Annotated in this window: 19 protein-coding genes; 6 read left to right on the top strand and 13 right to left on the bottom strand. The window is 33.9% G+C overall.

Annotated features, from left to right (window positions below; genetic code table 11):
* Positions 1-4 precede the first annotated feature (4 nt).
* Both IMCC3317_RS11610 and IMCC3317_RS11605 read left to right on the top strand, forming a co-directional pair.
* Positions 5-1,783: a peptide MFS transporter gene (locus tag IMCC3317_RS11610; RefSeq protein WP_160129666.1), complete on the top strand. Its 1,779-nt coding sequence runs from the start codon at positions 5-7 to the stop codon at positions 1,781-1,783.
* 135 nt (positions 1,784-1,918) lie between these two features.
* Positions 1,919-2,467, top strand: coding sequence for a thioredoxin family protein (locus IMCC3317_RS11605; RefSeq protein ID WP_160129665.1), 549 nt, complete (start codon positions 1,919-1,921; stop codon positions 2,465-2,467).
* A 426-nt stretch (positions 2,468-2,893) separates the two neighbouring features.
* On the opposite strand, the gene IMCC3317_RS11600 is transcribed toward IMCC3317_RS11605, so the two are convergent.
* From IMCC3317_RS11600 to surE, 5 genes are all read right to left on the bottom strand, one after another.
* On the bottom strand, positions 2,894-4,930 hold the full coding sequence (locus IMCC3317_RS11600; protein WP_160129664.1) for a ComEC/Rec2 family competence protein: 2,037 nt from the start codon (positions 4,928-4,930) through the stop codon (positions 2,894-2,896).
* A 371-nt stretch (positions 4,931-5,301) separates the two neighbouring features.
* Positions 5,302-5,829 carry a C40 family peptidase gene (locus IMCC3317_RS11595; protein ID WP_160129663.1) on the bottom strand — a complete coding sequence of 176 codons (528 nt, stop codon included), beginning with the start codon at positions 5,827-5,829 and terminating at the stop codon, positions 5,302-5,304.
* Between the two features lie 359 nt (positions 5,830-6,188).
* Positions 6,189-7,298, bottom strand: a complete 1,110-nt coding sequence (gene lpxB, locus IMCC3317_RS11590; protein WP_160129662.1) for a lipid-A-disaccharide synthase — start codon at positions 7,296-7,298, stop codon at positions 6,189-6,191.
* Between the two features lie 5 nt (positions 7,299-7,303).
* Positions 7,304-7,597, bottom strand: coding sequence for a hypothetical protein (locus tag IMCC3317_RS11585; RefSeq protein WP_160129661.1), 294 nt, complete (start codon positions 7,595-7,597; stop codon positions 7,304-7,306).
* The gene (gene surE / locus IMCC3317_RS11580) at positions 7,587-8,366 is read right to left on the bottom strand and encodes a 5'/3'-nucleotidase SurE (RefSeq protein WP_160129660.1); all 780 of its coding nucleotides are present in this window, start codon (positions 8,364-8,366) and stop codon (positions 7,587-7,589) included. The genes IMCC3317_RS11585 and surE overlap by 11 nt, the downstream gene beginning before the upstream one ends.
* A 235-nt stretch (positions 8,367-8,601) precedes the next feature.
* Here surE and IMCC3317_RS11575 point away from each other — a divergent pair, with 235 nt between their 5' ends.
* From IMCC3317_RS11575 to IMCC3317_RS11560, 4 genes are all read left to right on the top strand, one after another.
* The gene (locus IMCC3317_RS11575) at positions 8,602-10,728 is read left to right on the top strand and encodes a carboxy terminal-processing peptidase (protein WP_160129659.1); all 2,127 of its coding nucleotides are present in this window, start codon (positions 8,602-8,604) and stop codon (positions 10,726-10,728) included.
* Between the two features lie 14 nt (positions 10,729-10,742).
* Positions 10,743-11,852: an ABC transporter permease gene (locus tag IMCC3317_RS11570; RefSeq protein ID WP_160129658.1), complete on the top strand. Its 1,110-nt coding sequence runs from the start codon at positions 10,743-10,745 to the stop codon at positions 11,850-11,852.
* Positions 11,853-12,356: 504 nt separating this feature from the next.
* Complete coding sequence (locus IMCC3317_RS11565) at positions 12,357-13,199, top strand: DNA/RNA non-specific endonuclease (RefSeq protein WP_160129657.1); 843 nt, start codon at positions 12,357-12,359, stop codon at positions 13,197-13,199.
* Between the two features lie 84 nt (positions 13,200-13,283).
* Positions 13,284-13,769 (top strand): SPFH domain-containing protein, encoded by a 486-nt coding sequence (locus IMCC3317_RS11560; RefSeq protein WP_160129656.1) that lies wholly within the window; start codon positions 13,284-13,286, stop codon positions 13,767-13,769.
* A 118-nt stretch (positions 13,770-13,887) separates the two neighbouring features.
* Here the strand turns inward: IMCC3317_RS11560 and IMCC3317_RS11555 are convergent, their stop codons facing one another.
* The 8 genes from IMCC3317_RS11555 to purH form a co-directional block, all read right to left on the bottom strand.
* Entirely contained in the window at positions 13,888-15,447 is a 1,560-nt protein-coding gene (locus IMCC3317_RS11555; RefSeq protein ID WP_160129655.1) for a vitamin K epoxide reductase family protein, read from the bottom strand.
* Positions 15,448-15,620: 173 nt separating this feature from the next.
* Complete coding sequence (locus tag IMCC3317_RS23200) at positions 15,621-15,785, bottom strand: hypothetical protein (protein ID WP_170293847.1); 165 nt, start codon at positions 15,783-15,785, stop codon at positions 15,621-15,623.
* A gap of 134 nt (positions 15,786-15,919) precedes the next feature.
* Positions 15,920-17,212 carry a rod shape-determining protein RodA gene (gene rodA / locus IMCC3317_RS11550; protein ID WP_160129654.1) on the bottom strand — a complete coding sequence of 431 codons (1,293 nt, stop codon included), beginning with the start codon at positions 17,210-17,212 and terminating at the stop codon, positions 15,920-15,922.
* Positions 17,205-19,082 (bottom strand): penicillin-binding protein 2, encoded by a 1,878-nt coding sequence (mrdA, locus tag IMCC3317_RS11545; RefSeq protein ID WP_160129653.1) that lies wholly within the window; start codon positions 19,080-19,082, stop codon positions 17,205-17,207. Before mrdA ends, rodA begins: the two co-directional genes overlap by 8 nt.
* On the bottom strand, positions 19,079-19,585 hold the full coding sequence (gene mreD, locus IMCC3317_RS11540; protein ID WP_160129652.1) for a rod shape-determining protein MreD: 507 nt from the start codon (positions 19,583-19,585) through the stop codon (positions 19,079-19,081). Before mreD ends, mrdA begins: the two co-directional genes overlap by 4 nt.
* The gene (gene mreC / locus IMCC3317_RS11535; protein ID WP_160129651.1) at positions 19,585-20,406 is read right to left on the bottom strand and encodes a rod shape-determining protein MreC; all 822 of its coding nucleotides are present in this window, start codon (positions 20,404-20,406) and stop codon (positions 19,585-19,587) included. Before mreC ends, mreD begins: the two co-directional genes overlap by 1 nt.
* Positions 20,407-20,420: 14 nt before the next feature.
* Complete coding sequence (locus tag IMCC3317_RS11530) at positions 20,421-21,449, bottom strand: rod shape-determining protein (RefSeq protein WP_160129650.1); 1,029 nt, start codon at positions 21,447-21,449, stop codon at positions 20,421-20,423.
* Between the two features lie 66 nt (positions 21,450-21,515).
* Entirely contained in the window at positions 21,516-23,048 is a 1,533-nt protein-coding gene (gene purH / locus IMCC3317_RS11525) for a bifunctional phosphoribosylaminoimidazolecarboxamide formyltransferase/IMP cyclohydrolase (protein ID WP_160129649.1), read from the bottom strand.
* Positions 23,049-23,154 lie beyond the last annotated feature (106 nt).

Genomic DNA, 23,154 nt, shown 5'->3' with positions numbered 1-23,154 from the left:
TTGTATGAAAACAGATGTAGAAAATCTATTTAAAGACAAAGTGATTGGGCATCCTGCGGGATTATTTGTGATCTTCTTCACAGAAATGTGGGAACGTTTTTCATTCTATGGAATGCGGATCTTATTGGTAATATTCTTAACAGCTCCTTTATTCGGTGAAAACCCAGGTTGGGGATGGACTTCTGAAAATGCACTTGCTTTAATTGGTACGTACGGATCATTATTATATTTAACACCAATTCTAGGTGGTTGGATCGCTGATAAATTTACAGGATATAGAATCGCAGTAGTTATAGGATGTTTTATTATGATGTTGGGACATGTTTCCATGGTGTTTGAAACATCTTGGTCATTATACCTTGGACTAGCATTATTAATCATAGGAACAGGTTTTTTTAAGCCAAATATGACTTCTATGATTTCCGAAATGTATAAAGGAAAAGAATCTAAAAAAGATGGAGCATACACCATTTATTACATGGGCGTAAATGCAGGAGCTTTTTTCGGAATGATGCTATGTGGATATTTAGCAGAAAATGTTGGTTGGAGTTACGGATTTGGATTGGCAGGAATTTTTATGCTACTTGGTTTAATTCAATTTTGGTTGGCAAAAGACTTATTTGGAGAAATTGGTGGAAAACCATCAAAAGTATACGAAGTAGAATTGCCTCAAAACATAAACGAAGAAAGTCCTACGATACATAAAGATGTCGTAGAAAAACCAAACCCATTTACGTTAGTCGATAAAATTTTAATGTTCTTAGCGGCTCTTGGAGGATTATCATATCTTTTAAACGATCCGATATCTAAAATTGGTGGTTATAATCTATTCGATTTTGAACTTGGAGGAATTTCAGGACCTTATGTTGTCGTATTATCTTCGTTAGCACTATTCTTATTCTTAATTGCTTCAAGAATTGCGAGATATTCAACTATAGTAAGAGATAAAATTATTGCAGTTTCTATCTTCGGACTGTTCACGGTTGTATTTTTTGCGGCTTTTGAACAAGCTTTAGGTTCCATGACATTATTTGCAAGAGATTTTACCCAGCGTTCACTCACAGGAAATTCTGCAACAATTTTTAAAATTGTAGATTTAGTATTAACAGTTGTTCCTTTAGTAATTATCACGTGGGTTTTATACCTATTATTCAAAAAAACACATAAAAAAATTCTAGCTTCTAATATTGTATTGGCACTTACATTTGCTTTCTTATGGTATGTGGTTTTCTACAAAATAAATAGAGAATTTAGCAAAGAAGCAACCGAAGTTGGCGCAAGTTGGTTTGGAATCTTAAATTCATTCTTTATCATCACATTAGCACCTTTATTCTCTAAATGGTGGGAAAGTAAATACAATCCAAGTGCTGCAATGAAATATGGTATCGGATTGATACTTTTAGGTGGAGGATTTGGAATCTTAGTATTAGGAACTCAAGGAATACCTCAAGGAGCAACAGGAGCTTCTGTAAGTATGATATTCTTAATTTTAGCATACTTATTCCATACGATGGGAGAATTGTGCATTTCGCCAGTAGGATTGTCATACTTAAGTAAATTAGTACCAGGAAGAATGATTGGTTTCATGTTTGGTATTTGGTACTTAGCTATTGCAATAGGACAAAAATCAGCAGGAACAATGGGAGGAATGATTGATGAAATAACAGCTCAATATTCTTTAAGTACGTTCTTTTTAATATTTACACTATTTCCAATAGCTATTGGATTAATTTCAATTGTATTGAATGGAGTTTTGAAAAAACTAATGCATGGCGTTCGATAATTAAAATAACAATATATATTTTAAAAAAGCGTTTTCTTTCGGAAACGCTTTTTTAATATGTCAAGCTCAATTTGTAACTTGTACGCGTAAAGTAGGCACGGAGTTTGCAACTGAGGCTTTATAAAAGGAAAAATCATGAAGAAGATAATCATAGCAATTAGTATCATTCTTGTAAGCATTACAACTGTAAATGCGCAAAAAATCAATTGGGTAACAATGGAAGAAGCGCAGGAGTTGATGAAAAATGAACCACGGAAAATCATCATGGATGTCTATACAACTTGGTGCGGACCGTGTAAAATGTTAGACAAAAATACGTTTGGAAACCCTGATGTAGCGAAATATATCAACGAGAATTATTATGCGATCAAATTCAATGCAGAAGGCGATTCAAGTGTTACGTTTGACGGAAATACTTTTACAAACCCAACTTATGATCCTGCAAAGAAAAATAAACGAAATGCGCAACATCAATTCGCTAGATTCTTAAGTGTACGCGCATATCCGACAATGGTGTTTTTTGATGATGATTTCAAGCTAATTGCACCAATTGCAGGATATTTAATTCCAAAACAATTGGAAGTCTACTTGAAACTTTTCAAAACTAACAAATACAAAGAAGTCAAATCAAAAGAAGCTTGGGAGAAATATCAAAAAGAATTTATATACGAATTCAAAAGCTAAACTTGATATCAATTGAATATAATAAAATTCAAAACTTACTTCGAAACGTATTTTTTTTCCGCATTATAGAAAAGTTTTTCGTTAAGAATTTTTGTAGCTACAACATTCCAGAATCTAAATTTTGTGTCAAAGATGTTATATCTTTTGTTGGAATAATTATGAGATATTAAATGCTTGTTCAAAAGGTGAAAGTGACGATCTTCAGAAATAATGAACGAAAAGCGGAATTGCAAAGTGAAGCTTTAAGCATGAAGCGCATGAGAGAATGTTGCGCAGCAATTTCCTATAGATCGTCTTGACTTTTTTGGCTTGGTTTATCCTGAGCGCAGTCGAAGGGTTTTGTGTTAAGACAAAAATGAACGTTACCAAAAGGTTTTCGGTTTTAATTTTACAACGAGAAAGCTGAAAATACTTTTTAAGTTAAATTTATTTCTCTAAAATAACACTAAAAAATCCTTTTTCACGCGTACTGTGGAAAGGGATTTTTTGTTCCGCAGCAGCAACTTTCCAGCGTTTCACATAACTTGTGTAATTGCTTCCGTCAGCAATAATAAATTTCGGTTGAAGCGAATCAATCATGCGATTCAAGTTGATCTTTGGCGAATTACTCAATAAAATATATGCAGGTGTTAAGGCAGGAATCTTGTAAACGCCCAAACTATCAATTCGCAACAAATAGGAATCATTCAAACGGTATACATTCTGTAAAGGATCAAAAGAAAAAGTATCAATAGATTGGTTGCTAATTTGATTATTCACCACATAATTCTTCTGTAAAGAAATGCTATCTAAACTGTGAAACAATTGTAAAGAAGTTCCACGTTGCTCAGCTAAAATAGAAGTTTTATTTTGATGAAAAACGGTAAAAGAGTCTTCTGTTTGCTGTTGTTGAAAACGATCAAAAAACCATAAACCTTGGCATATTAAAATACTGAAGAATGCTATTTTTAAATGTTTCCCTTTCGGAAGATGGAAATACTGCGCAAACGAAATTACGATCAAATAACAACCAATCATTTGATATAAACTAATGAAAATATTGTCGAACACAAACTGTTCGTGTGAAGCAATCCAAGATACAAACGCGTTCATTTGTTGAATGATAAAGATGTAAATTGTACTTAAAAATTCGGGTAACCATTCAAAATAAGCCAACATAATAACTATAATTCCGAACACGAGTATAATTCCAAGTACAGGAATAATTGTCAAATTTGCAATAAAAAACAATCCAGGAAACTGATGAAAATAATACAAACTTAACGGCAAAACGCCTAATTGTGCGGAAAGACTAACGGTGAGTAAACTCCAAAATGATTTCGGTGCAAACGATTTTGGATTCCAGAGTTTCTTCCACAAAGGTTGCAACCAAACAATGGCAAAAACCGCAGCATAACTCAACTGAAAACCAACATCAAACAAAAAATGTGGTTTGCAGAGCAACAAGAAAAACATAGAAACCGTCAATACTTGAAGCGTATTTGTTTGTCTGTGAAAATGTGTCGCAACCACTAATATTGAAAACATCGTAACTGCGCGAACTACGGAAGCTGACAAACCTGATAAAAATGCAAAACTCCACAAAATGCAAACCATTAGGAGTAATTTCAGAAGTTTTCCATATCTAAAACGACTCAACGGATTTAATAAAAATTGTAACAATAATACTAAAATTCCAATGTGTAAACCTGAAATTGCTAAAATGTGAATTGCACCAGCATTTGCATAATTTGATTGTAATTCTTTCGAAATTTGTTGTCGCTGTCCTAACAAAAGTGCTTCCAAAACGGCTAACTCATCTGCCTTAAAACCAGTTTTCAATAAGTTGTGATGAATTTTTGTGCGAATCGCATCTGCATACCCAAACACTGTTTTTGGAAACGTTTTAGAAACGATAAATTCATCTGTTTTCAAATACAATTGAGAATAAATATACCGATCATTCAAATACGCTTTATAATCAAAATTGGAAGGATTTAAGGAAGGTTTCACTTCTTTGGGAAGTATCTCTGTATACAAAATCGCGTCAACGCGTAATGGTTTGAAAATATTATCTTTTTGAATGTGTAAAAGTATTTTTCCAGAAGTTTCTTTGTTGTTAATTTTTAAGATTTCTGCAACATACCGATTGTAATACGTGTTTGATTTTAAAACTTCACGAATGCGAATTTGTACATTTTCAATCGCAGTTATAGTGCTATAATGTGTTTCGTGATTTTTCTCTTCATGAAAATTTTCAATCACAATTCCCAAACTTACTGTCGTAAACAAAGCGATCAATCCGAAACCAATAGTTTGTAAAAACTGCTTTCGGGCAATCCAAAAGAAAATAGTCAGCATTATAAAAAATCCACCAAAAATAAGACAACTAGTGGCCCAAGAAATTTCAAAGTAATACCCAATCAAAATCCCGATGATTATGGAAATCGTTAATTTTGTAATGGTAAAATCGAGCCACTTCATTGTCTAGAATTATTTAAAACAAAATGAAAGTAGTCAAAAAACTCTGTAAAAAGGATGCAATTTTATAAGCGTAGTATTTACTTCATAAGCGTTGTTAAAAAAGTGAAAAGTGAAAAGTGAAAAGTGAAAAGTGAAAAGTGAAAAGTGAAAAGTTGAGAGTTGAGAGTTGAGAGTTGGAAGTGAAAAATAAATCAACATTTCGATAGCTTCGCTAGGTATTTTCAATCAAAATGTATTTTGATTTCAATAATGCTTAATGCAAGCAAATCCACAAAAAGACGAATTAACAAATCAACATTGCAGACAAACCAGCTAACACAACCAAGCTAAAAACAAATAAACAAATCCACGAATCAACAACAAAAAACAGTCTAAAGAACTCTCCGCGCTTCAGTAAAAGCATTTTTCCAATAGCGTTCGTCCAAAGAAGAAATCAAAACACCTCTAGAAGTGGTGGAGTGAATAAACGTAATAATTCCGCGTTTATGTGCTACAACCAAACCAACATGATTAATACGTTTTCTATTCTTATTGGTTTTAAAAAATAACAAATCGCCTTTTTTTACAGCGCTCAATTTAATACGTTTTCCGCGTGTTGCTTGCTGATACGAAACTCTTGGCAATTGTACTTGATTTGCTTTAAAAGCAACGTAGGTCAATCCGGAACAATCCATTCCTTTTTTGGTAGTTCCTCCATATTTATAGCGCGTTCCTTTATAAGCTTTGGCAGTTTTCACAATCGCATTTGCCTTATCAAAAGTTTTTTTCGTGTCTTTTCGTGAAGTCGTTTTTGCGCTAGTTGTCTTTTTATAAACGGTTCTTTTAGAAGATGTTTTCTTAGAAGAGCCACAAGAAACTATAAAAACGGAAAGGAGAAGTAGCAGAAATTTGCGAATCATGTACTATGTTTTCAGCTAAAATAGCAAAATCTTATAAACCCTGAATAAAAGAAGTTTCTTAAATTGACCAAAGTTTTAAAATAATACGAAATGGATTCTTTTTCCGCAGTGTAGGATTCTTTTTTCGTTAAGAATTTTTGAAGCCTTGGAAAAAATTTAGAAAAATGAATGCGGTTCTAGTTTTTCAGAGAAAAAACTAGAAACACCTCTGGAAAAACGCACTTTCTTTTGTTGACGCCTGTGCTGAACTTGATTCAGTATTCTTTGTGCGAACAAAGAGAAAGAAAATAAAAAACTGAAAACTGAAGTTATTAAATTAACTGTTTTAAAATAGTTCAAAAAGTGTTATAAAAAGTCAATTACATAATAGCTTTACAAATCAACTTCGCAACATTCTCACTCGCGCCTTTTCCGCCTAACTTTTGCTCTAAGGCAAAATAATCTGTGAATAACTTGACTCTGGTTGCTTCATCCAGAATCTTATGGAGTTCTGAGGTCAATCTTTTTGTATTGAAATCTGATTGAATCAACTCAGTAACGACTTCTTTATCTAAAATCAAATTCACTAACGAAATATACTTTAACGTAATGATTCGTTTTATAATTTGATACGAAATCGCACTTCCTTTATAACAAACTACTTGCGGTACTTTATACAATGCAGTTTCTAAAGTTGCAGTTCCAGAAGTAACTAAGGCAGCATGCGAAACGGACAACAAGTCATACGTACGATTGCTCACAAAATGAACCGCCGATTTTTTAGTAAACGTTTCGTAAAATGATTGCTCTTGACTTGGTGCGCCAGCAATTACAAACTGATATTTTGAGAAATCTTCTACAACGGAAAGCATCACGGAAAGCATTTTGGTAATTTCTTGCTTTCTACTACCTGGAAGTAAGGCGATAATTGGACGTTCATCCAAACCAAAAGCTGCTTTAAATTTCTTTGGATCAGAAGGTTTTCTATCTGCAATAGCATCTAACAATGGATGACCAACAAAATGAACATCATAATCATATTTTTTGTAGAATTCTTTTTCAAAAGGAAGAATAACGAACATCTCGTCAACATCTCTCTTAATACTTTCTACTCTGCTAGCTCTACTTGCCCAAACTTGTGGAGATATATAATAGTTGGTTTTGAAGCCTTCTGTTTTTGCCCATTTTGCAATACGAAGGTTAAAACCAGAGTTATCAATAAAAATGACAACAGCTGGTTGATATTGTTTAATATCTTTCTTGCAAAAAGAAATCATGCCTAAAACTTTCCGGAGATTCATTATAACTTCAATGAATCCCATAATAGCACGTTCTTTATAGTGTTTGACTAAAATACCACCAACTTCTTGCATCAAATCTCCGCCCCAAAACCTGAAATCGGCATTGGAATCTTGTTTTGCAATGGCTTTCATTAAATTAGAACCATGCAAATCTCCCGAAGCTTCTCCTGCAATAATGTAATACTTCATCTTAATTAGGCTAATAATTTATGCGCAAACACAAATACGGCTGTAAAAATTGTGATAATCAATACACCTTTTGCGCTTGCTTCTTTATTAAACTTTAAAAATCCAAAAAACGCAACAAAATTTAGTGCTGCGCCATACACAATTACGGTACTAATTTGTTCACGTTGAACAATTGAATCCCAAACAGCACCAATACTAGCATTTCCTTGATATGCCACATATGATAAGTACAAAAAAGTCCCCAAAACGGTTGTAAGTAGTCCAACAATAGCACCAAAAATAATCTCTTTATTTTTCATTAAATCCTAAACTATTAAGTTTTTGAATGGCGTGATGCGCCGTCAAATCGAACATTACTGGAACCAACGAAACATATCCGTTTGCCAATGCCCATTCGTCCGTATCTTGTCCTTTATCCTTATTTACAAATTTTCCAGAAAGCCAATAATATTGTTTTCCGTTCGGATTGGTACGTTTATCAAAATCTTCTTCCCAATACGCTTTTGCCTGTCTGCAAATACGAATTCCTTTAATATCTTTTTCTTTCAATTTTGGAAAGTTTACGTTTAGTACAACACCTTCTGGTAAACCGTGGTCAAGTACTTTTTGCGTAATTTTCTTCACATACTTTTTTGTAGCTTCAAAATTTGCTTCCCAATCATAATCTAACAATGAAAATCCAATTGCAGGAATTCCCTCAATACCAGCTTCAACAGCAGCACTCATGGTTCCAGAATAAATTACATTAATAGAAGAATTAGAACCGTGATTAATTCCAGAAACACAAATATCTGGTTTACGATTCAAAATTTCGTTTACGGCAAGTTTTACGCAATCAACAGGTGTTCCAGAACTAGAATATTCAATCTGGTCGCCTTCATCAATTGTAATTGCGGTACAATAAATAGTAGCATTTGACGTAATTGCATGTCCTGTTCCACTCTGTGGACTATCAGGAGCTACTACAAAAACATCGCCCAATTCGTTCATTACTTCAATCAGTGCGCGTAATCCTGGCGCGGTAATACCATCGTCGTTGGTAACTAAAATTAACGGTCTATCTTTCATAAAAAAAGTGCTTCATTTTGAGTTGCTAAAGTACATAATTTAACGTTTACACACACAGCATTTCATCTTTAACAAAAAATTAATAACAATGTTAAAAAATGGCATGGTTTTTTCTTTATTTTAGTAGAAAATTAAAATAGTTGGCATGAATACTGTTATGGTATTCAAATTGAGAATCAGTACAATGCTGATTTATGTGAATGAAAAAACAAAATGTGTGAAAATCCAAGCTTTTATGAAAAGGAATAAAATATACTTAGTGGCACTATTAGTCTTTGCAATGGTGTCTTGCGGCTTTGCAAAAAAATCATTTGATGATCCAGAACAAGATAAAACGTTGGTTGACCTCATTTCTTATGTATTAGGAAGATGGCACTTTGAACCACAAGAAATCAATGATGAGTTTTCTGAAAATGTATACAATGACTTCATCAACGCTGTTGATCCGATGCGACGTTACTTTTTAGCAGCCGATTTGGAAGAATTTAGTCAATATAAAGATAAGATTGACGACGAAATTAAAGAACCAGGTGTGCAGTTTTTTAGTACTGTACACAAGCGCTTGCTAGAACGTATGGAAGAATCTAAAACGTATCAAAAAGAACTTCTCACAAAACCGTTTGACTTTACCGAAGATGAAACTATTAGTAGAGATTATAAAAAGTTAGCGTTTGCGAAAGATGTTGCCGAATTAAAAGAACGTTGGAGAAAAGAATTAAAATTTTCTACATTGGCTAACTACGACATCAAACTTGAAGTTGATAAGAACAAGAAGAAAGAAGATGCTTCACACGTACTCAAAGACGATGTAACGTTGGAAAAAGAAGCGCGCGAATCTACGGGAAAAACATATGTTGAGTTTTATGATTTAATGGATGATTTAGAACGTAAAGATTGGTTCAGTATCTATATAAACACTATTGTAGAAGAATTTGATCCGCATACCTCATACTTAGCACCACAAGACAAAGATCGTTTTGACATGAGCATGTCTGGAACGTTAGAAGGAATTGGAGCGCGTTTGCAAAAACGTACAGAAGGCGCAAAAATATTTGAAGTCATTTCTGGTGGACCAGCGTGGAGAAGTAAAAAACTAGAAGCTGGCGATGTTATATTAAAAGTAGCTCAAGACGGCGAAGAATCAGTTGATATTGTAGGAATGCGATTGGATGATGCTGTAAAACTAATCAAAGGACCAAAAGGAACATTGGTGAGTTTAACAGTTAAAAAAGTAGACGGTTCTATTGAAGTAATTACTATTAAAAGAGACTTAGTAGAAATTGAAGAAACCTATGCAAAATCTGCGGTTGTGAAAAAAGGAGATCGCACATTTGGTGTGATTAACTTGCCAAAATTCTATGTAAACTTTGAAGATTACAACAAAAGAAATGCTGCAAGCGACGTAAAAAAAGAAATTGAGCGTCTAAAAGAACAAGGAATGGAAGGTTTAGTAATAGACCTAAGAAATAATGGCGGCGGATCGTTAAAAACCGTAGTTGATATGGCTGGATTCTTTATCAAAGATGGACCTGTTGTACAAGTAAAAAGCTCTACAGATGGAAAAGAAGTATTAAACGATGAAGACAGTCGCATTCAATGGGACGGACCATTAGTAATTTTAGTAAATGAATTATCTGCTTCAGCTTCTGAAATATTAGCAGCAGCATTACAAGATTACAAAAGAGCTGTTGTTATTGGAAGTAAACAAACCTACGGGAAAGGAACGGTTCAAAACATTGTAGACTTAAACAGATTTGTAAGAGGCGGCGACGGAAATGTTGGAGCTTTAAAAATGACAACGCAAAAATTTTATAGAATCAATGGTGGATCAACACAATTAGAAGGTGTAAAAAGTGATGTCGTTGTCGTTGATAAATATAGTTTTATTGACATAGGAGAAAAAGATCAGGAAAATCCATTACCTTGGGATCAAATTGAGCCAGCAGAATACGAAATTTGGGACGGTTATATCGACTATGAAAAGACGATTAGTAGAAGTAAAGAACGTATGGCAGACAATGCACAATTAAAGTTAATTGAAGAAAATGCAAAGTGGATTAAAAAACGTCGTGATGAGAATGAATATCCATTAAACTATGCAGTATACAAGAAAAAAGCTGATGAAGATGAAGAATATGCAAAACGATTCAAAGCACTTTCTGATTACAATACGCAATTGACGTTTACATCATTGCCGTATGAAGAATTGCTCATGAAAAAAGATTCTACTTTAAAAGACAAAAGAGAAGCTTGGCATGAAGAGTTATCGAAAGATGTGTACGTAGAAGAAGCAATCAACGTATTAGGAGATATTCAAATCAACAACATCAAAAAGAAGAAAAGAACGATTGTAAAAGGATAATCTAAAAGACTTTAATGAGTAAAAACTCAAATTCACTAACACAATTAGCGCTCCAAAAATTCAAGAAGAATTTTTGGGGCGTTTTGAGTTTTTGCTTTATTGCAATCTGTGCGTTCATCGTAATTTTCGCGTATCTCTTTACACCAGATGATACTAAGAATGCAAACCAAATGCACTTGTCTATTCATTCCAAAAGACCTGGTTTTTCGGTGCAAATGCTAACAATTCCTTCCACAGACAAAGAGGAAGAAAGCTTTGTAAGTTCGCTGTTTTTTGGGAAAGAAAACACGGCGACTGAAATTCCAATAGCAAACTATAAAATAGCAAACAACGCTTTATTTATCACAGAATATTCAGATGTAGTAGTTGCAGGAATTGAAAAAGAAATTCCACTAACTTCTTTTCCAACATTGACGCAAGCAAGCGAAATCCCAACACAATACATTCAACAAAAAACATTTCGTTTAGGAACCGATAAATACGGAAGAGACGTACTTAGTAGAATGCTTATCGGAATGCGGATTTCGTTTACCATAGGTTTTGTAGCCGTTTTTATTTCACTATTAATAGGAATCTCGTTAGGCGCATTGGCAGGATATTTTGAAGGACGAATTGACGCAATTATCATGTGGATTATAAACGTAACTTGGTCAATTCCGACATTATTACTCGTCATTGCCATTACGCTTGCGCTAGGAAAAGGTTTTTGGCAAGTCTTTATCGCTGTCGGATTAACGATGTGGGTTGAGGTCGCCAGAATTGTACGCGGACAAGTATTAAGCGTGAAGCGAATGCAATACGTAACCGCGGCGCGCGCTTTGGGTTATCACGATTTTAGAATCATCATCAAACATATATTGCCAAACATTATGGCGCCAGTAATTGTAATTTCGGCAGCGAATTTTGCAGCAGCAATTTTAATAGAAAGCGGTTTAAGTTTCTTAGGAATAGGAGCACAGCCGCCAATGCCAAGTTGGGGCGCAATGATAAAAGATCATTATAGTTATATCATTTTAGGAAAACCGTATTTAGCGATTATTCCAGGAATTGCAATTATGAGTTTAGTAATGGCGTTTATGTTGATTGGAAATGCGTTGCGTGATGCGCTAGATGTGAAAAATTAATTTGATGATTTGAAGATGTGTTGATTTGAAAATTGGTTTTGGAACACGAAACAACGAATACCGAATAAGTTGAAAGTGAAAAACTAAAAGTGAAAAGTTGAAATTGTAACTGCGAATAACATCGAGATGAACAAAACGACAAAACGACAAATCACAAATAACAAACAACGAATAAGTTGAAAGTGAAAAACTAAAAGTGAAAAGTTGAAATTGTAACTACGAATAACATCGAGATGAACAAATTAACAAAACCACGAACAAACAAATCAACAAAAATCGAATAACAAACACCGAATATCGAATAAGAAATACTGAATGATGAAGTTGTAACTGCGAATAACATTGAGATGAACAAAACGACAAATCAACTAATCAGTTGAAAGTGAAAAACTAAAAGTGAAAAGTTGAAATTGTAACTGTGAATAACATCGAGATGAACAAATCAACAATAAAGAAGCAAAGCGACTAAAAGTAATCCAACATTTATAATTTAAAATAACCATTTTGAAAAGAAACAAAATATATCCTCTATTAGTTCTGTTAATTGGCGCAGCTTTTATTGTCTACGAGAAATACGGAGAAAATCAAAAAGAAAACACATACAATCCGAATGTTGAAATTCACGGAACAAAAAGTCAAACGACTGATAGTGCCCCGAAAAAGCTAACAAATAATTATTACTTACCAAGTTCTACAACGGGACAAATTGTACATCATGAAGGATATTCGTTGTCTTATGATGAAGCTTTTGAGCAAGCAGAATGGGTTGCATATGAGTTGAAAAAGAATCAAATTGTATATACAGATTTCAAACGTCCGTATTTTGAACAAGATAATGCAGTAACAACCGAATCTGCGCATTGGCGAAACTATAAAAAATCTGGCTACGACCGTGGACATTTGTGTCCTGCAGCAGATCGGAAATATAGCAAATCAGCATTTACAGAAACATTTTTAACCAGTAATATTTCTCCGCAAGAACACGAATTTAATGCAGGCGTTTGGAATCGTTTGGAACAAAAAGTTCGCTATTGGGCAAAAAAATACAATGGAGTTTATGTTGTCACAGGTGGAATTTTAGAAAACAATTTACACACTATCGGAAGCGAAGATGTCGCTGTCCCAAATTATTTCTATAAAATACTCTTAGATAATTCTGGCGGACAAACTAAAATGATCGCTTTCTTAATGCCGCATAAAGAATCTAACAAACCTTTATATGAGTTTGTAGTTTCCGTAGACGAAATTGAAAAACGTACAGGAATCGACTTTTTTCCAGCATTAGACGATTCTAAAGAAAATAAATTAGAAGCTTCTACAACGTATAAACAATGGAGTTTTAGATAGTGTATTTTTATTTAATAAGTTACTCTAACACCAACTTAACCAATGAACAAGCAAAGAATATTTTCAGTTATATCAATATTTCTAATGGTATCATTTTTTTCATGTAAACTGATATCAGAAGAAGAAATTCTTGTAAAACCATTTGAAATTGGAATTTATTTTGACGATTCTGCAGGGAAGATGACTGTTTTAAATTCAGGAAAACACAATATTCCGCGTAGTGCTTCACTTTTTATCTATTCGCTTGAAGATGTATATGTTAAAGAAAACATTCAAGCACTAACCAAAGATAAAAAACAGATTGCTTGTAAAGTAAATTATCGGTACAATTTAAACTCAAAAGCAATAAGAAAATTACATGTAGAAGTTGGGCCTAATTTTAATGAAAGACTCGTTTTACCAAAAATACGTTCAGTAATTCGCAAGTTATGTTCTGCACATGATTTTGTAGATATAGAAGCATCTGAAATAGAAAAAGCAATAACATCTATGTTTAAAAACGATGTTGAATATTCAGAATTGATTAAAACTATATCCTTTAAATTAAAGATTAAGCTTTATAAAAATTAGTGCTAATAGTAGCCGCTCCTTCAGTAGTTAAAAACTATCTAGGTAACATTATAAAAACATCAAGACAAAGAAATATTTTATCTTGACAAAACTTGAAGCTATTTTGATTAGCAAAAAACTACATAGTTTCTTCCGAACCTTGTTGCGACTCCAAAATTATATCCTGAATAAACAACGGTAAATCTTTAATCTCGTAGGTTTGTGGAAAGAAATTATCATTCAAAATACTTGCAGGTGTATAATGTACATCGTTGATATTACACCATTCTCTATGCGTTTCTAACACTTTTGAAACTTCTGTGTTTTCAGAATGTCCAAAGTTTTTGTGCCATTTGTCAATATCTCTATTGGAAAACCATTCCTTTAAAGCGGTATACGATTTTTTTGGATCATCTAAATACAAATCAACCAATCTTGAAACAATCTGTGTACTTTTATTTTTGGCATCATCTGGCACATTAAAAATAAATTCTAGTCGAATATCATCTCCGTACGTATTCAATAATTTATCATACGATTCAAAAGCAGCCGTACAAAAACCACACAACGGATTTGTAACACCTTGAAGTTTTATGCTACCATTTGGGTTTCCAAATACGATACTCGATTGCTGAGGAATCACGTTCGTATTTAATACACTTTTCTCTTGCAACATCGTTTTAAACAATTCTGGATTCCGCTTGAATTTTAAGAAGTTTGTTTCAGTAGTCGCCAATTTTTCATGACTTTCCCAATATGATTTGCAATAGAGCCAAGCAATATAAACTAATAAGAAAAGTCCAACGGCTTTAGCAATATAAGATGAGCTTACAACCCAATTATACGAAAACGTACTTGCTAAAAGTGCTGTTTGCAATACTAAAATTCCTGCAATTAACAAACACAATGCGCACCATTGTTTTAAAACAACACCTTGACGATAAATTGCGTATAAAACAATCGGAATTCCTGCGAGCGATAAACCTAATAATGTACTTTGATGAAATCCGATAGAGGATAAAATCAAAAATAATCCAGCAAAAAACACAAAAGAAGCATCACTTAGTGAGATGATTCCAAATAGTTTATTTCCTTTTGTAGTAATGACATCGCCACACGTACTATTTTTTGAAATTGCGCCACAAACTTTAGCAACAGCTTTACTTTTTATGCCTAAATCTTCTCTGATAATTAAGACACTAATGTACAATCCTATCAGCGTTAATGCCGTATATAACAAATATGGCAAGCTAAAATTGAGAATAACATTTGTAGAAGCAACAGCAGCAACAATGAAGTACGGAAGTGCCGTTTCAATAGATTTGGTGTTGACTGTTTTTTCTAGCGCTTCCACAGCGATAATCGTTCCTGTCCATCGTTCTGTAAAAACTTCTTCGGTTATTTTTTCTTTCTTCTCGTCCGAATTCGTGATTTGTATCATACCGCGTTTTTTCTCGGTAAGTACAACTTCATCGCCTTCTCCAGAATTGATAAGTGCTAAAAATGCTGTTGGCATTTGTGACAAAGCTTCTTTTGGTACAGTTGCGGCTAGGTTTTCAATCTCAAAATAATCAAGTGTATCGGTAATCGATTTCAAACTTGGATATTCAGGATGTGATAACAATTGCAAGTTTAAACGCTCGCGATCAATATCTAAATAACTATTACTTGCTAATAAGGAAAGTATAATTTGTTCCATCTAATTCTTTTCAATTTGGTAGGGGAAATTAAAATTTTAGTATCGTATTGTTAAAGATAGAAAGTATTTTTAAAGTACACCATATGAAACGTTTTTTTTAAGGATTTAAGTGTTCAATTTATAAAATGAAGATTTTGTAATAAAAAAGCGAATCGAAGTTCGCTGTTTCTATATTATGCACAAGGAGAGTTAGTTGGCATCGCACAAAGTGGTGCTTCCCATTCGCCAAGACATCTAACACAGTCTCTCTCGTTTTGTGGATTAAAAGATCCACCAATAATTTGACTTTGCTCTTTTTTACTTAATACAGTTCCTAATTTTAAAATACTTTCTAACATAATTTATAATTTTTTGGTTAAACTAGTTAGAAAAGTACGAAAACTAATGTGTTTATATTTACGGCAAACCCTTACTTAACGTTTACGTAGTAGTTTTTAATTTATACTATAAGATAGGAATGAGTAAAAGAGAATTACCACTCATTAATCCGATTCGCGTCTAGCTTAATAAAAATAAAGAGCAAAATAGTAAATCCCCAAAGTCCTGAACCGCCATAACTAAAGAAAGGCAGCGGAATTCCAACCGTTGGAAATAATCCAATAACCATTCCAATATTAATGGCAAAGTGGAAAAATAGAATCGCGGCGACACTATATCCATACACGCGACTAAATTTAGATTTCTGCTGTTCGGCTCTGTGGAGAATTCGCAATAATAACGCAACAAATAGGAAAATAACTAACGAACTTCCTATAAATCCCCATTCTTCACCAACAGTTGTAAAGATGTAATCGGTATCTTGTTCAGGAACAAAATCGCCTTTAGTTCGTGTTCCTTTCTGCCAACCTTTTCCTTTTAAACCACCAGAACCTATCGCAATTTCAGATTGATTGGTATTGAAACCAAATGTTTTCCGAATCTTTTCCAGCTTTGCAGGATCTTTTTCCAATCCCAAAACTAGCGTAAAACGATCGCGGTGATGTTGCTGAAATACATTGTGAAATATATAATTTACCGCTAAAATGAATCCAATAGCTGCAACCAATGATGTTAGTGCTAGCGTCGTTTTTCGAAGTCGTTTTAGTTGTTTTTTAAAGAAGAAAAAAATACAAGCCAATCCTATAATCAAGGCTGCTATAATTGTAAAAACATACCCAATTTTAAGCGTAATAATAAAGAGCAATATGAGTAAAAAACCAATCCATAAGTAAATAGATGGCAAACCTTCCCGATACATCACAAAGAAGAACGCCAAATAAACCATCGCACTTCCTGGATCTGGTTGAAAAACAATTAGTATTGGAGGCGTTAAAATAATAGCAAAAGCAATCAGTTGATGCTTAAAATTATTAATGTTTGTCTGAATATCACTTAGAAATTTTGCCAACGCAAGTACAGTGGCAACTTTTGCAAATTCTGAAGGTTGAAGCGTAAAACTTCCAATTGGATACCAAGAAGTTGCACCATTTATATTTTTACCAAAAACCATCAATCCCATCAAACTTACGAGTCCGATGACATAAATAATACTCGAAAAACGTTCGTAAAATTTGGCTTCTACCGAAAGGATAAGAATAATAAGTAAGAGACTTGTACCAATAAAAAAGAGCTGTTTTCCGTACAGTTCGTTCATGTCAAGAAAACCTGTGGAAGCATCTGTAACAGAAGCGGAGTAAATATTAATCCAGCCAATTCCAACTAACAAAAAGTAGAGTAGGATAGAAAGCCAGTCAATTTTTTTGACAAATTTTACTTCTCTACTCATTAATTGTAAATGGTTTTCCGCTTAGTGGCTTTGCATATTCTTCTTCCAAACTCTTTTCTAAAACAAGTTTTTCCATATCCTTCAAGCTAACTTCGCCTTTAAGATATAATTCAATCATTAAACTAGAAATTTTCCCAGCCCAACGCGAACCATAATACCCATTTTCTACAAAAACGGCAATCGCAATTTTAGGATTGTCTTTTGGTGCAAATGCTATAAATATTGAATGATCGGTTAGTTGTGTTAGTACGCCATCAATCTTAACGAAGTTTTCGGAAGTTCCTGTTTTTCCACAAATTTCAATACCAGGAACATTTAACGCTCTAGCAGTTCCGCCTTTTTTCATGCTGAATACATCGTACATTCCTTGAATTACAGGCTCAAAATGTTCTGTATCAATTGTAGTATATTTTTTCTCTGTAAATTGTTTATTTTCAATTGGTTGATTATCAATTTGCTTGATAATATGTGGCGTATAATAATAACCTCTGTTGGCAATTGCAGCTGTCATATTTGCTAATTGAATCGGCGTTAATTCTACTTCACCTTGTCCAATTGCATTTGAAATCGTATTTAAAACGTGCCATTTATCATGCTTGAAAAAGCTATTTGTATAGTAATCTCCTGTTGGAATTCTCCCTGGGCGACCTGTAGAAAGATCGTTCCCAAAATAACCACCCAAACCAAAACTTTTCATGTGACTGCTCCAAACATTCATTCCTTCACGTGGCGAATCATATTTACTAATAATTTGACGATATGCATTTGCAAAATACGCATTACACGATTTGGCAACTCCATTAATAATATTTCGTCTTCCGCCGCCGCAATGGCAACCCATTTTTCTTTTCCCGTAGTAATAGGCGTTACGACATGTGTAAATAGTTTGAGGCGTAACCACACCTTCTTGCAAAGCAACCAACGCATTCAATGTTTTAAATGGCGAACCTGGCGCGTACGAAGCTAGTAAACCTCTATCGTAGAGTGGTTTATTGATAGAATCGTAATGTAATACACTATAGTTTTTAGAACGTTGTCGTCCGACTAATAAATTTGGATTGTAGCTTGGCGCAGAAATTAACGCTAAGATTTCGCCTGTGCTCGGCTCAATGGCAACAATTCCGCCACGTTTATTGATCATTAGCTTTTCGCCGTATTCTTGTAACCTACTATCAATCGTAATTTGAATATCTTTTCCGTTTACGGGAAGAGTATCTTTACGACCTTCCATATGCGGACCTAGTATTTTATTGTGAATGTCTTTTTGAAGATATTTTACGCCTCTTGTGCCACGCAATTCGTCTTCATACGATTTTTCAATGCCTGTTCTTCCAATGAGTTCACCTGATTGATATGCTGGATTTCTTCTTAAATCAGCATCATTTACTTCGCTAATAGAACCTAAAACATTTGCGCCAACAACAGTTTGATAATTACGAATAGAACGTTTTTGAATGTAGAAACCTTTATAGCGATGCATTTTTTCTTGAAGAAACGCATATTCTTTTTTTGACATTTGTGCTACAAACACTGATGGAATTCGCCAAGAATAGTCTTTTGCTTTTTGTAATTTTTTTTCAAATTCTTCAGCAGGAATACCTACTAATTTACAAAACTCAATTCTGTCAAAATCTCTTACATCATTTGGAATGACCATGACATCATACGCTGGCTGATTTGCCACAAGAAGCTTTCCGTTTCTATCATATACATAACCACGTTCAGGATATGCATGAATTGTTTTAATAGCACTATCATTTAAGTAGTTTGTGGCAGCTACATTTTCCTTAAACAATTGCAGATACGAGAGTCTTCCTGTATAGATAATTCCAACAGAGATGACAACAAGGTATAACAAAAGTTTCCTCATGATTTTTTTCGGCTAAATAAACTTATTGATAATGTGATGATTAGAATTGTAAAGATACTAAAGAATAACGTGTTTTCAAGGATGAGAACTATATTAGAAATGTTAAAAATTTCTAAAGAAAATAAAACGAAATGATGAATTACTGTTAAAATGACAATGTAAACCATTCGTTGTCCGAAAGCTGTATTTGCAAGTTTTATGGATTGATGTTCGTAACTAATTCCGAATGCAAAACGCAATACAAAAGGTCGTATGTAGGCAATTACCAAACAAGCAGCAGCATTTGCGCCACCTGAATCAGAAAACATATCTATGGTAAGTCCTAATAAAAAAGCCAAGACAAGAAACAAGCTTCTGTTTACGTTGAAAGGAAATAGAAATATAAAATAGATATATACCAACGGATTTATGTAGCCCAAGAAATCGATATGATTGCATATCAATACTTGCGCTAATACCGCGACGACAAATCGGAGACTATTCCAAAATACAACAGAACCCATTAATTTTCAGGAGCTAATAAGTTATCAATTTCTTCTCGGTGTAAATTTTCAATTACAAATACATGTTCCAAATTGGTCATGTCGTTGAATAATTGCACGTTTACGACGTATAAATTCTCGGTGGTGTTTAATGTAAAATCTTTTACGATTCCAATGGGAATTCCTTTTGGAAATAAGGTAGAATTTCCACCAGTAATAATTGTGTCATTTTCTTTAAATTGTGCTAATTTCTCTAAATCTTCTAATTGTACAATATTTGGATCTTTTCCATTCCACGATAAAGAACCGAAATGAGACGTATTTTTTAATTGTGCGTTAATTCTAGAAATAGAATTTAAAATACTAATAACTGTTGCATGACTTCCGCCAACACGATCTACAACGCCAATAATACCTTTAGAGTTAATTACGCCCATATCCGTAGCAATACTATCGGAAGTTCCTTTGTCAATCAAAAGGATATTATTTGGATTTGAATAGCTATTTCTTATGATTTTAGCAGCACGTAACATATAATCAGTAGGATAAGAAGTACTATCAATAAACCGAATTGTACTCAAACTATCTTCTTTACTGTATAAAATATTTTTCAACCGACGATTTTCCTCCACCAATATTTCATTTTCAGATTTTAAGGATAGATATGAAGAAAGATCATTTGCATTTTCATAAATACCACCTGAGAGCCAATTGGCAGAATTGATGAATTTACTTTTATGATAAGAATGTGATTGAATCGTAAAAACAAGCGATACAAACAGCAACAGCATGAAGAGAATAAAGTTTTTATTCTTTATCAGAAAATTAATAATCTGTTGCATGTACTTTTATGTTCTTATTTGATCAATACACTTTTGAATTTGCTTAAGTTTTTCAGGGTAATTCCTGTTCCACGTACAACGGCACGCAATGGATCTTCGGCAATATATACAGGTAAATCTGTTTTTTGAGACAGCCGTTTGTCCAATCCGCGTAACATAGATCCACCACCAGCAAGATAAATTCCTGTGTTGTAAATATCAGCTGCTAATTCTGGAGGCGTTTGTGACAACGTTTCCATTACCGCATCTTCAATACGTAAAATAGATTTGTCTAAGGCTTTGGCAACTTCTCTATAAGAGATCTGAACTTGCTTTGGTTTTCCTGTGAGTAAATCACGCCCTTGAACCGACATTTCTTCAGGCGGAACTTCTAAATCTTCCGTTGCTGCTCCAATTTGAATCTTAATTTTTTCCGCAGTACGTTCTCCAACATACAAGTTGTGTTGCGTACGCATGTAGTATACAATATCGTTGGTAAATACATCACCAGCTACTTTTACAGATTTGTCACAGACAATTCCACCTAAAGCAATCACGGCAATTTCTGTAGTTCCACCACCGATATCAACAATCATGTTTCCTTTTGGTTGCATAATATCGACACCAATACCAATAGCTGCTGCCATTGGCTCATGTATTAAATACACTTCTTTTCCGTTTACACGCTCTGCAGATTCTTTTACCGCTCGCATTTCTACTTCTGTAATTCCTGAAGGAATACAAATAACCATTCGAAGTGAAGGCGGAAACCATTTCTTTTTAAGCGCAGGAATATTTTTAATAAACATACTAATCATCTGCTCTGATGCATCAAAATCAGCAATAACTCCATCCTTTAACGGGCGAATTGTTTTGATATTCTCATGGGTTTTTCCTTGCATCAGCGCAGCTTCCTGTCCGACAGCAATTATTTTGTTAGATACTCTATCTCTGGCGACAATAGATGGACTGTCGACAACCACTTTATCATTGTGAATGATTAACGTGTTTGCAGTTCCTAAATCTATTGCTATTTCCTCCATTAAGAAATCAAAAAATCCCATGTGCTTTATCTGTTGTTTTATATGTTTTGTAATTCATTTTTAGTGACTTACAAAGGTATGAAAAAATTAATGTTTAAAATGTCTTGTACCTGTAAATACCATTGCAATATTAGCTGAATTGCAATAATCAATGCTCAATTGATCTTTTATTGATCCGCCAGGCTGAATTACCGCTTCAATTCCTGCATTTCCTGCAATTTCTACACAATCAGGAAACGGGAAAAAAGCATCACTCGCCATCACAGCTCCGTTTAAATCGAACTTGAAATTGGTTGCTTTTACTATAGATTGATTCAACGCGTCAACTCTACTTGTTTGTCCAGTTCCGCTCGCACATAATTGCTTGTTTTTTACCAAAACAATTGTGTTCGATTTTGTGTGTTTGCACAATTTAGAAGCGAATAATAAATCTTCTAACTGCGCATCTGTTGGTTTATTGTTGGTAGCATATGTTAAATCTTCTAAAACATCTGTTTTAGCATTTTTATCTTGTACCAAAACACCATTCAAACATGAACGTACTTGCATTTCTGGCAATGCTACTTCATTTTGAATTAAAATGATTCTGTTTTTCTTTCCTTTTAAAATTTTCAAAGCATCTTCATCATAGGATGGCGCAATAACAACTTCGCAGAATAGTTTGTGAATTTCTTCGGCAGTTGCTTTGTCAATTTTCTTATTTGCAATTAAAACGCCACCAAAAGCAGAAACTGGATCGCCCGCTAATGCATCTACATATGCTTGGTGAATGGTTGCGCGAGTTGCAAAACCACAAGCGTTGTTATGTTTTAAAACAGCAAATGTTGGATCGTCGTTTGTAAACTCGTTCATTAAGTTAACGGCTGCATCTACATCTAATAAGTTGTTATAGCTTAATTCTTTTCCGTGAAGCTTTTCAAACATCTCATCAAAGTTTCCAAAGAAGAATCCGCGTTGGTGTGGATTTTCTCCGTAACGCAATACTTTTCCGTTGTTTTCACTTATTTTCAACGCTGCTATTTCATGATTTTTATTAAAATAGTTAAAAATAGCTGTGTCGTAATGAGAAGAAACATTAAATGCTTTTGCAGCAAATGCTTTTCTATCTTCTATAGAAAAATTCCCTTCTTGCGTTTCTAACAAGTTTAAAAAAGTTCCGTAATCGTTTACAGAAGATACACAAAGTACATCTGCAAAGTTTTTCGCGGCAGCTCTAATTAAAGAAATTCCTCCGATATCAATTTTTTCAATAATGTCTTCTTCGCTTGCGCCAGATGCGACTGTTTTTTCAAACGGATATAAATCTACAATGACAATGTCAAGTTGTGGAATTTCATATTCCGCTAATTCGGCAACATCACTTTCGTTATTTTGACGATTTAGAATTCCTCCAAATACTTTAGGATGCAATGTTTTTACGCGTCCGCCCAAAATAGAAGGATACGACGTTACATCTTCTACGGGAACGACAGGAATACCAAGGTCTTTGATAAACTTTTCTGTACCGCCAGTAGAATACATAGTAATGTTTAAAGCATGCAGTTTTTCAACAATTGGGGCTAATCCGTCTTTGCTAAAAACCGAAATTAAAGCGGAGGTTGCTTGTTTTTGGGAATTCATTCGAGTTGCGTTGTTTAGTGTGTTGTTGTGAATTTGCAAAAGTAGTAATTAACACCTAAAAACAATCTTCATATGGGAAGAAAAAATAGAGAAATACAACTTATTT

This window comes from Kordia antarctica (genome assembly GCF_009901525.1).
GTDB lineage: Bacteria > Bacteroidota > Bacteroidia > Flavobacteriales > Flavobacteriaceae > Kordia > Kordia antarctica.
The sequence above is the reverse complement of the archived record's forward strand: the minus strand, read 5'-3'. Positions and strand labels throughout refer to the sequence as shown.

What these genes read in the sequence shown, in the direction of transcription:
- IMCC3317_RS11530 (WP_160129650.1), bottom strand. Translation starts at nt 21,449, where the DNA reads ATGGGATTTTTTGATTTCTTAATGGAGGAAATAGCAATAGATTTAGGA.
- purH (WP_160129649.1), bottom strand. Translation starts at nt 23,048, where the DNA reads ATGAATTCCCAAAAACAAGCAACCTCCGCTTTAATTTCGGTTTTTAGC.
- IMCC3317_RS11575 (WP_160129659.1), top strand. Translation starts at nt 8,602, where the DNA reads ATGAAAAGGAATAAAATATACTTAGTGGCACTATTAGTCTTTGCAATG.
- lpxB (WP_160129662.1), bottom strand. Translation starts at nt 7,298, where the DNA reads ATGAAGTATTACATTATTGCAGGAGAAGCTTCGGGAGATTTGCATGGT.
- IMCC3317_RS11560 (WP_160129656.1), top strand. Translation starts at nt 13,284, where the DNA reads ATGGTATCATTTTTTTCATGTAAACTGATATCAGAAGAAGAAATTCTT.
- IMCC3317_RS11605 (WP_160129665.1), top strand. Translation starts at nt 1,919, where the DNA reads ATGAAGAAGATAATCATAGCAATTAGTATCATTCTTGTAAGCATTACA.
- IMCC3317_RS11555 (WP_160129655.1), bottom strand. Translation starts at nt 15,447, where the DNA reads ATGGAACAAATTATACTTTCCTTATTAGCAAGTAATAGTTATTTAGAT.
- rodA (WP_160129654.1), bottom strand. Translation starts at nt 17,212, where the DNA reads ATGAGTAGAGAAGTAAAATTTGTCAAAAAAATTGACTGGCTTTCTATC.
- mreC (WP_160129651.1), bottom strand. Translation starts at nt 20,406, where the DNA reads ATGCAACAGATTATTAATTTTCTGATAAAGAATAAAAACTTTATTCTC.
- IMCC3317_RS23200 (WP_170293847.1), bottom strand. Translation starts at nt 15,785, where the DNA reads ATGTTAGAAAGTATTTTAAAATTAGGAACTGTATTAAGTAAAAAAGAG.
- mrdA (WP_160129653.1), bottom strand. Translation starts at nt 19,082, where the DNA reads ATGAGGAAACTTTTGTTATACCTTGTTGTCATCTCTGTTGGAATTATC.
- mreD (WP_160129652.1), bottom strand. Translation starts at nt 19,585, where the DNA reads ATGGGTTCTGTTGTATTTTGGAATAGTCTCCGATTTGTCGTCGCGGTA.
- IMCC3317_RS11610 (WP_160129666.1), top strand. Translation starts at nt 5, where the DNA reads ATGAAAACAGATGTAGAAAATCTATTTAAAGACAAAGTGATTGGGCAT.
- IMCC3317_RS11595 (WP_160129663.1), bottom strand. Translation starts at nt 5,829, where the DNA reads ATGATTCGCAAATTTCTGCTACTTCTCCTTTCCGTTTTTATAGTTTCT.
- IMCC3317_RS11585 (WP_160129661.1), bottom strand. Translation starts at nt 7,597, where the DNA reads ATGAAAAATAAAGAGATTATTTTTGGTGCTATTGTTGGACTACTTACA.
- IMCC3317_RS11570 (WP_160129658.1), top strand. Translation starts at nt 10,743, where the DNA reads ATGAGTAAAAACTCAAATTCACTAACACAATTAGCGCTCCAAAAATTC.
- IMCC3317_RS11600 (WP_160129664.1), bottom strand. Translation starts at nt 4,930, where the DNA reads ATGAAGTGGCTCGATTTTACCATTACAAAATTAACGATTTCCATAATC.
- surE (WP_160129660.1), bottom strand. Translation starts at nt 8,366, where the DNA reads ATGAAAGATAGACCGTTAATTTTAGTTACCAACGACGATGGTATTACC.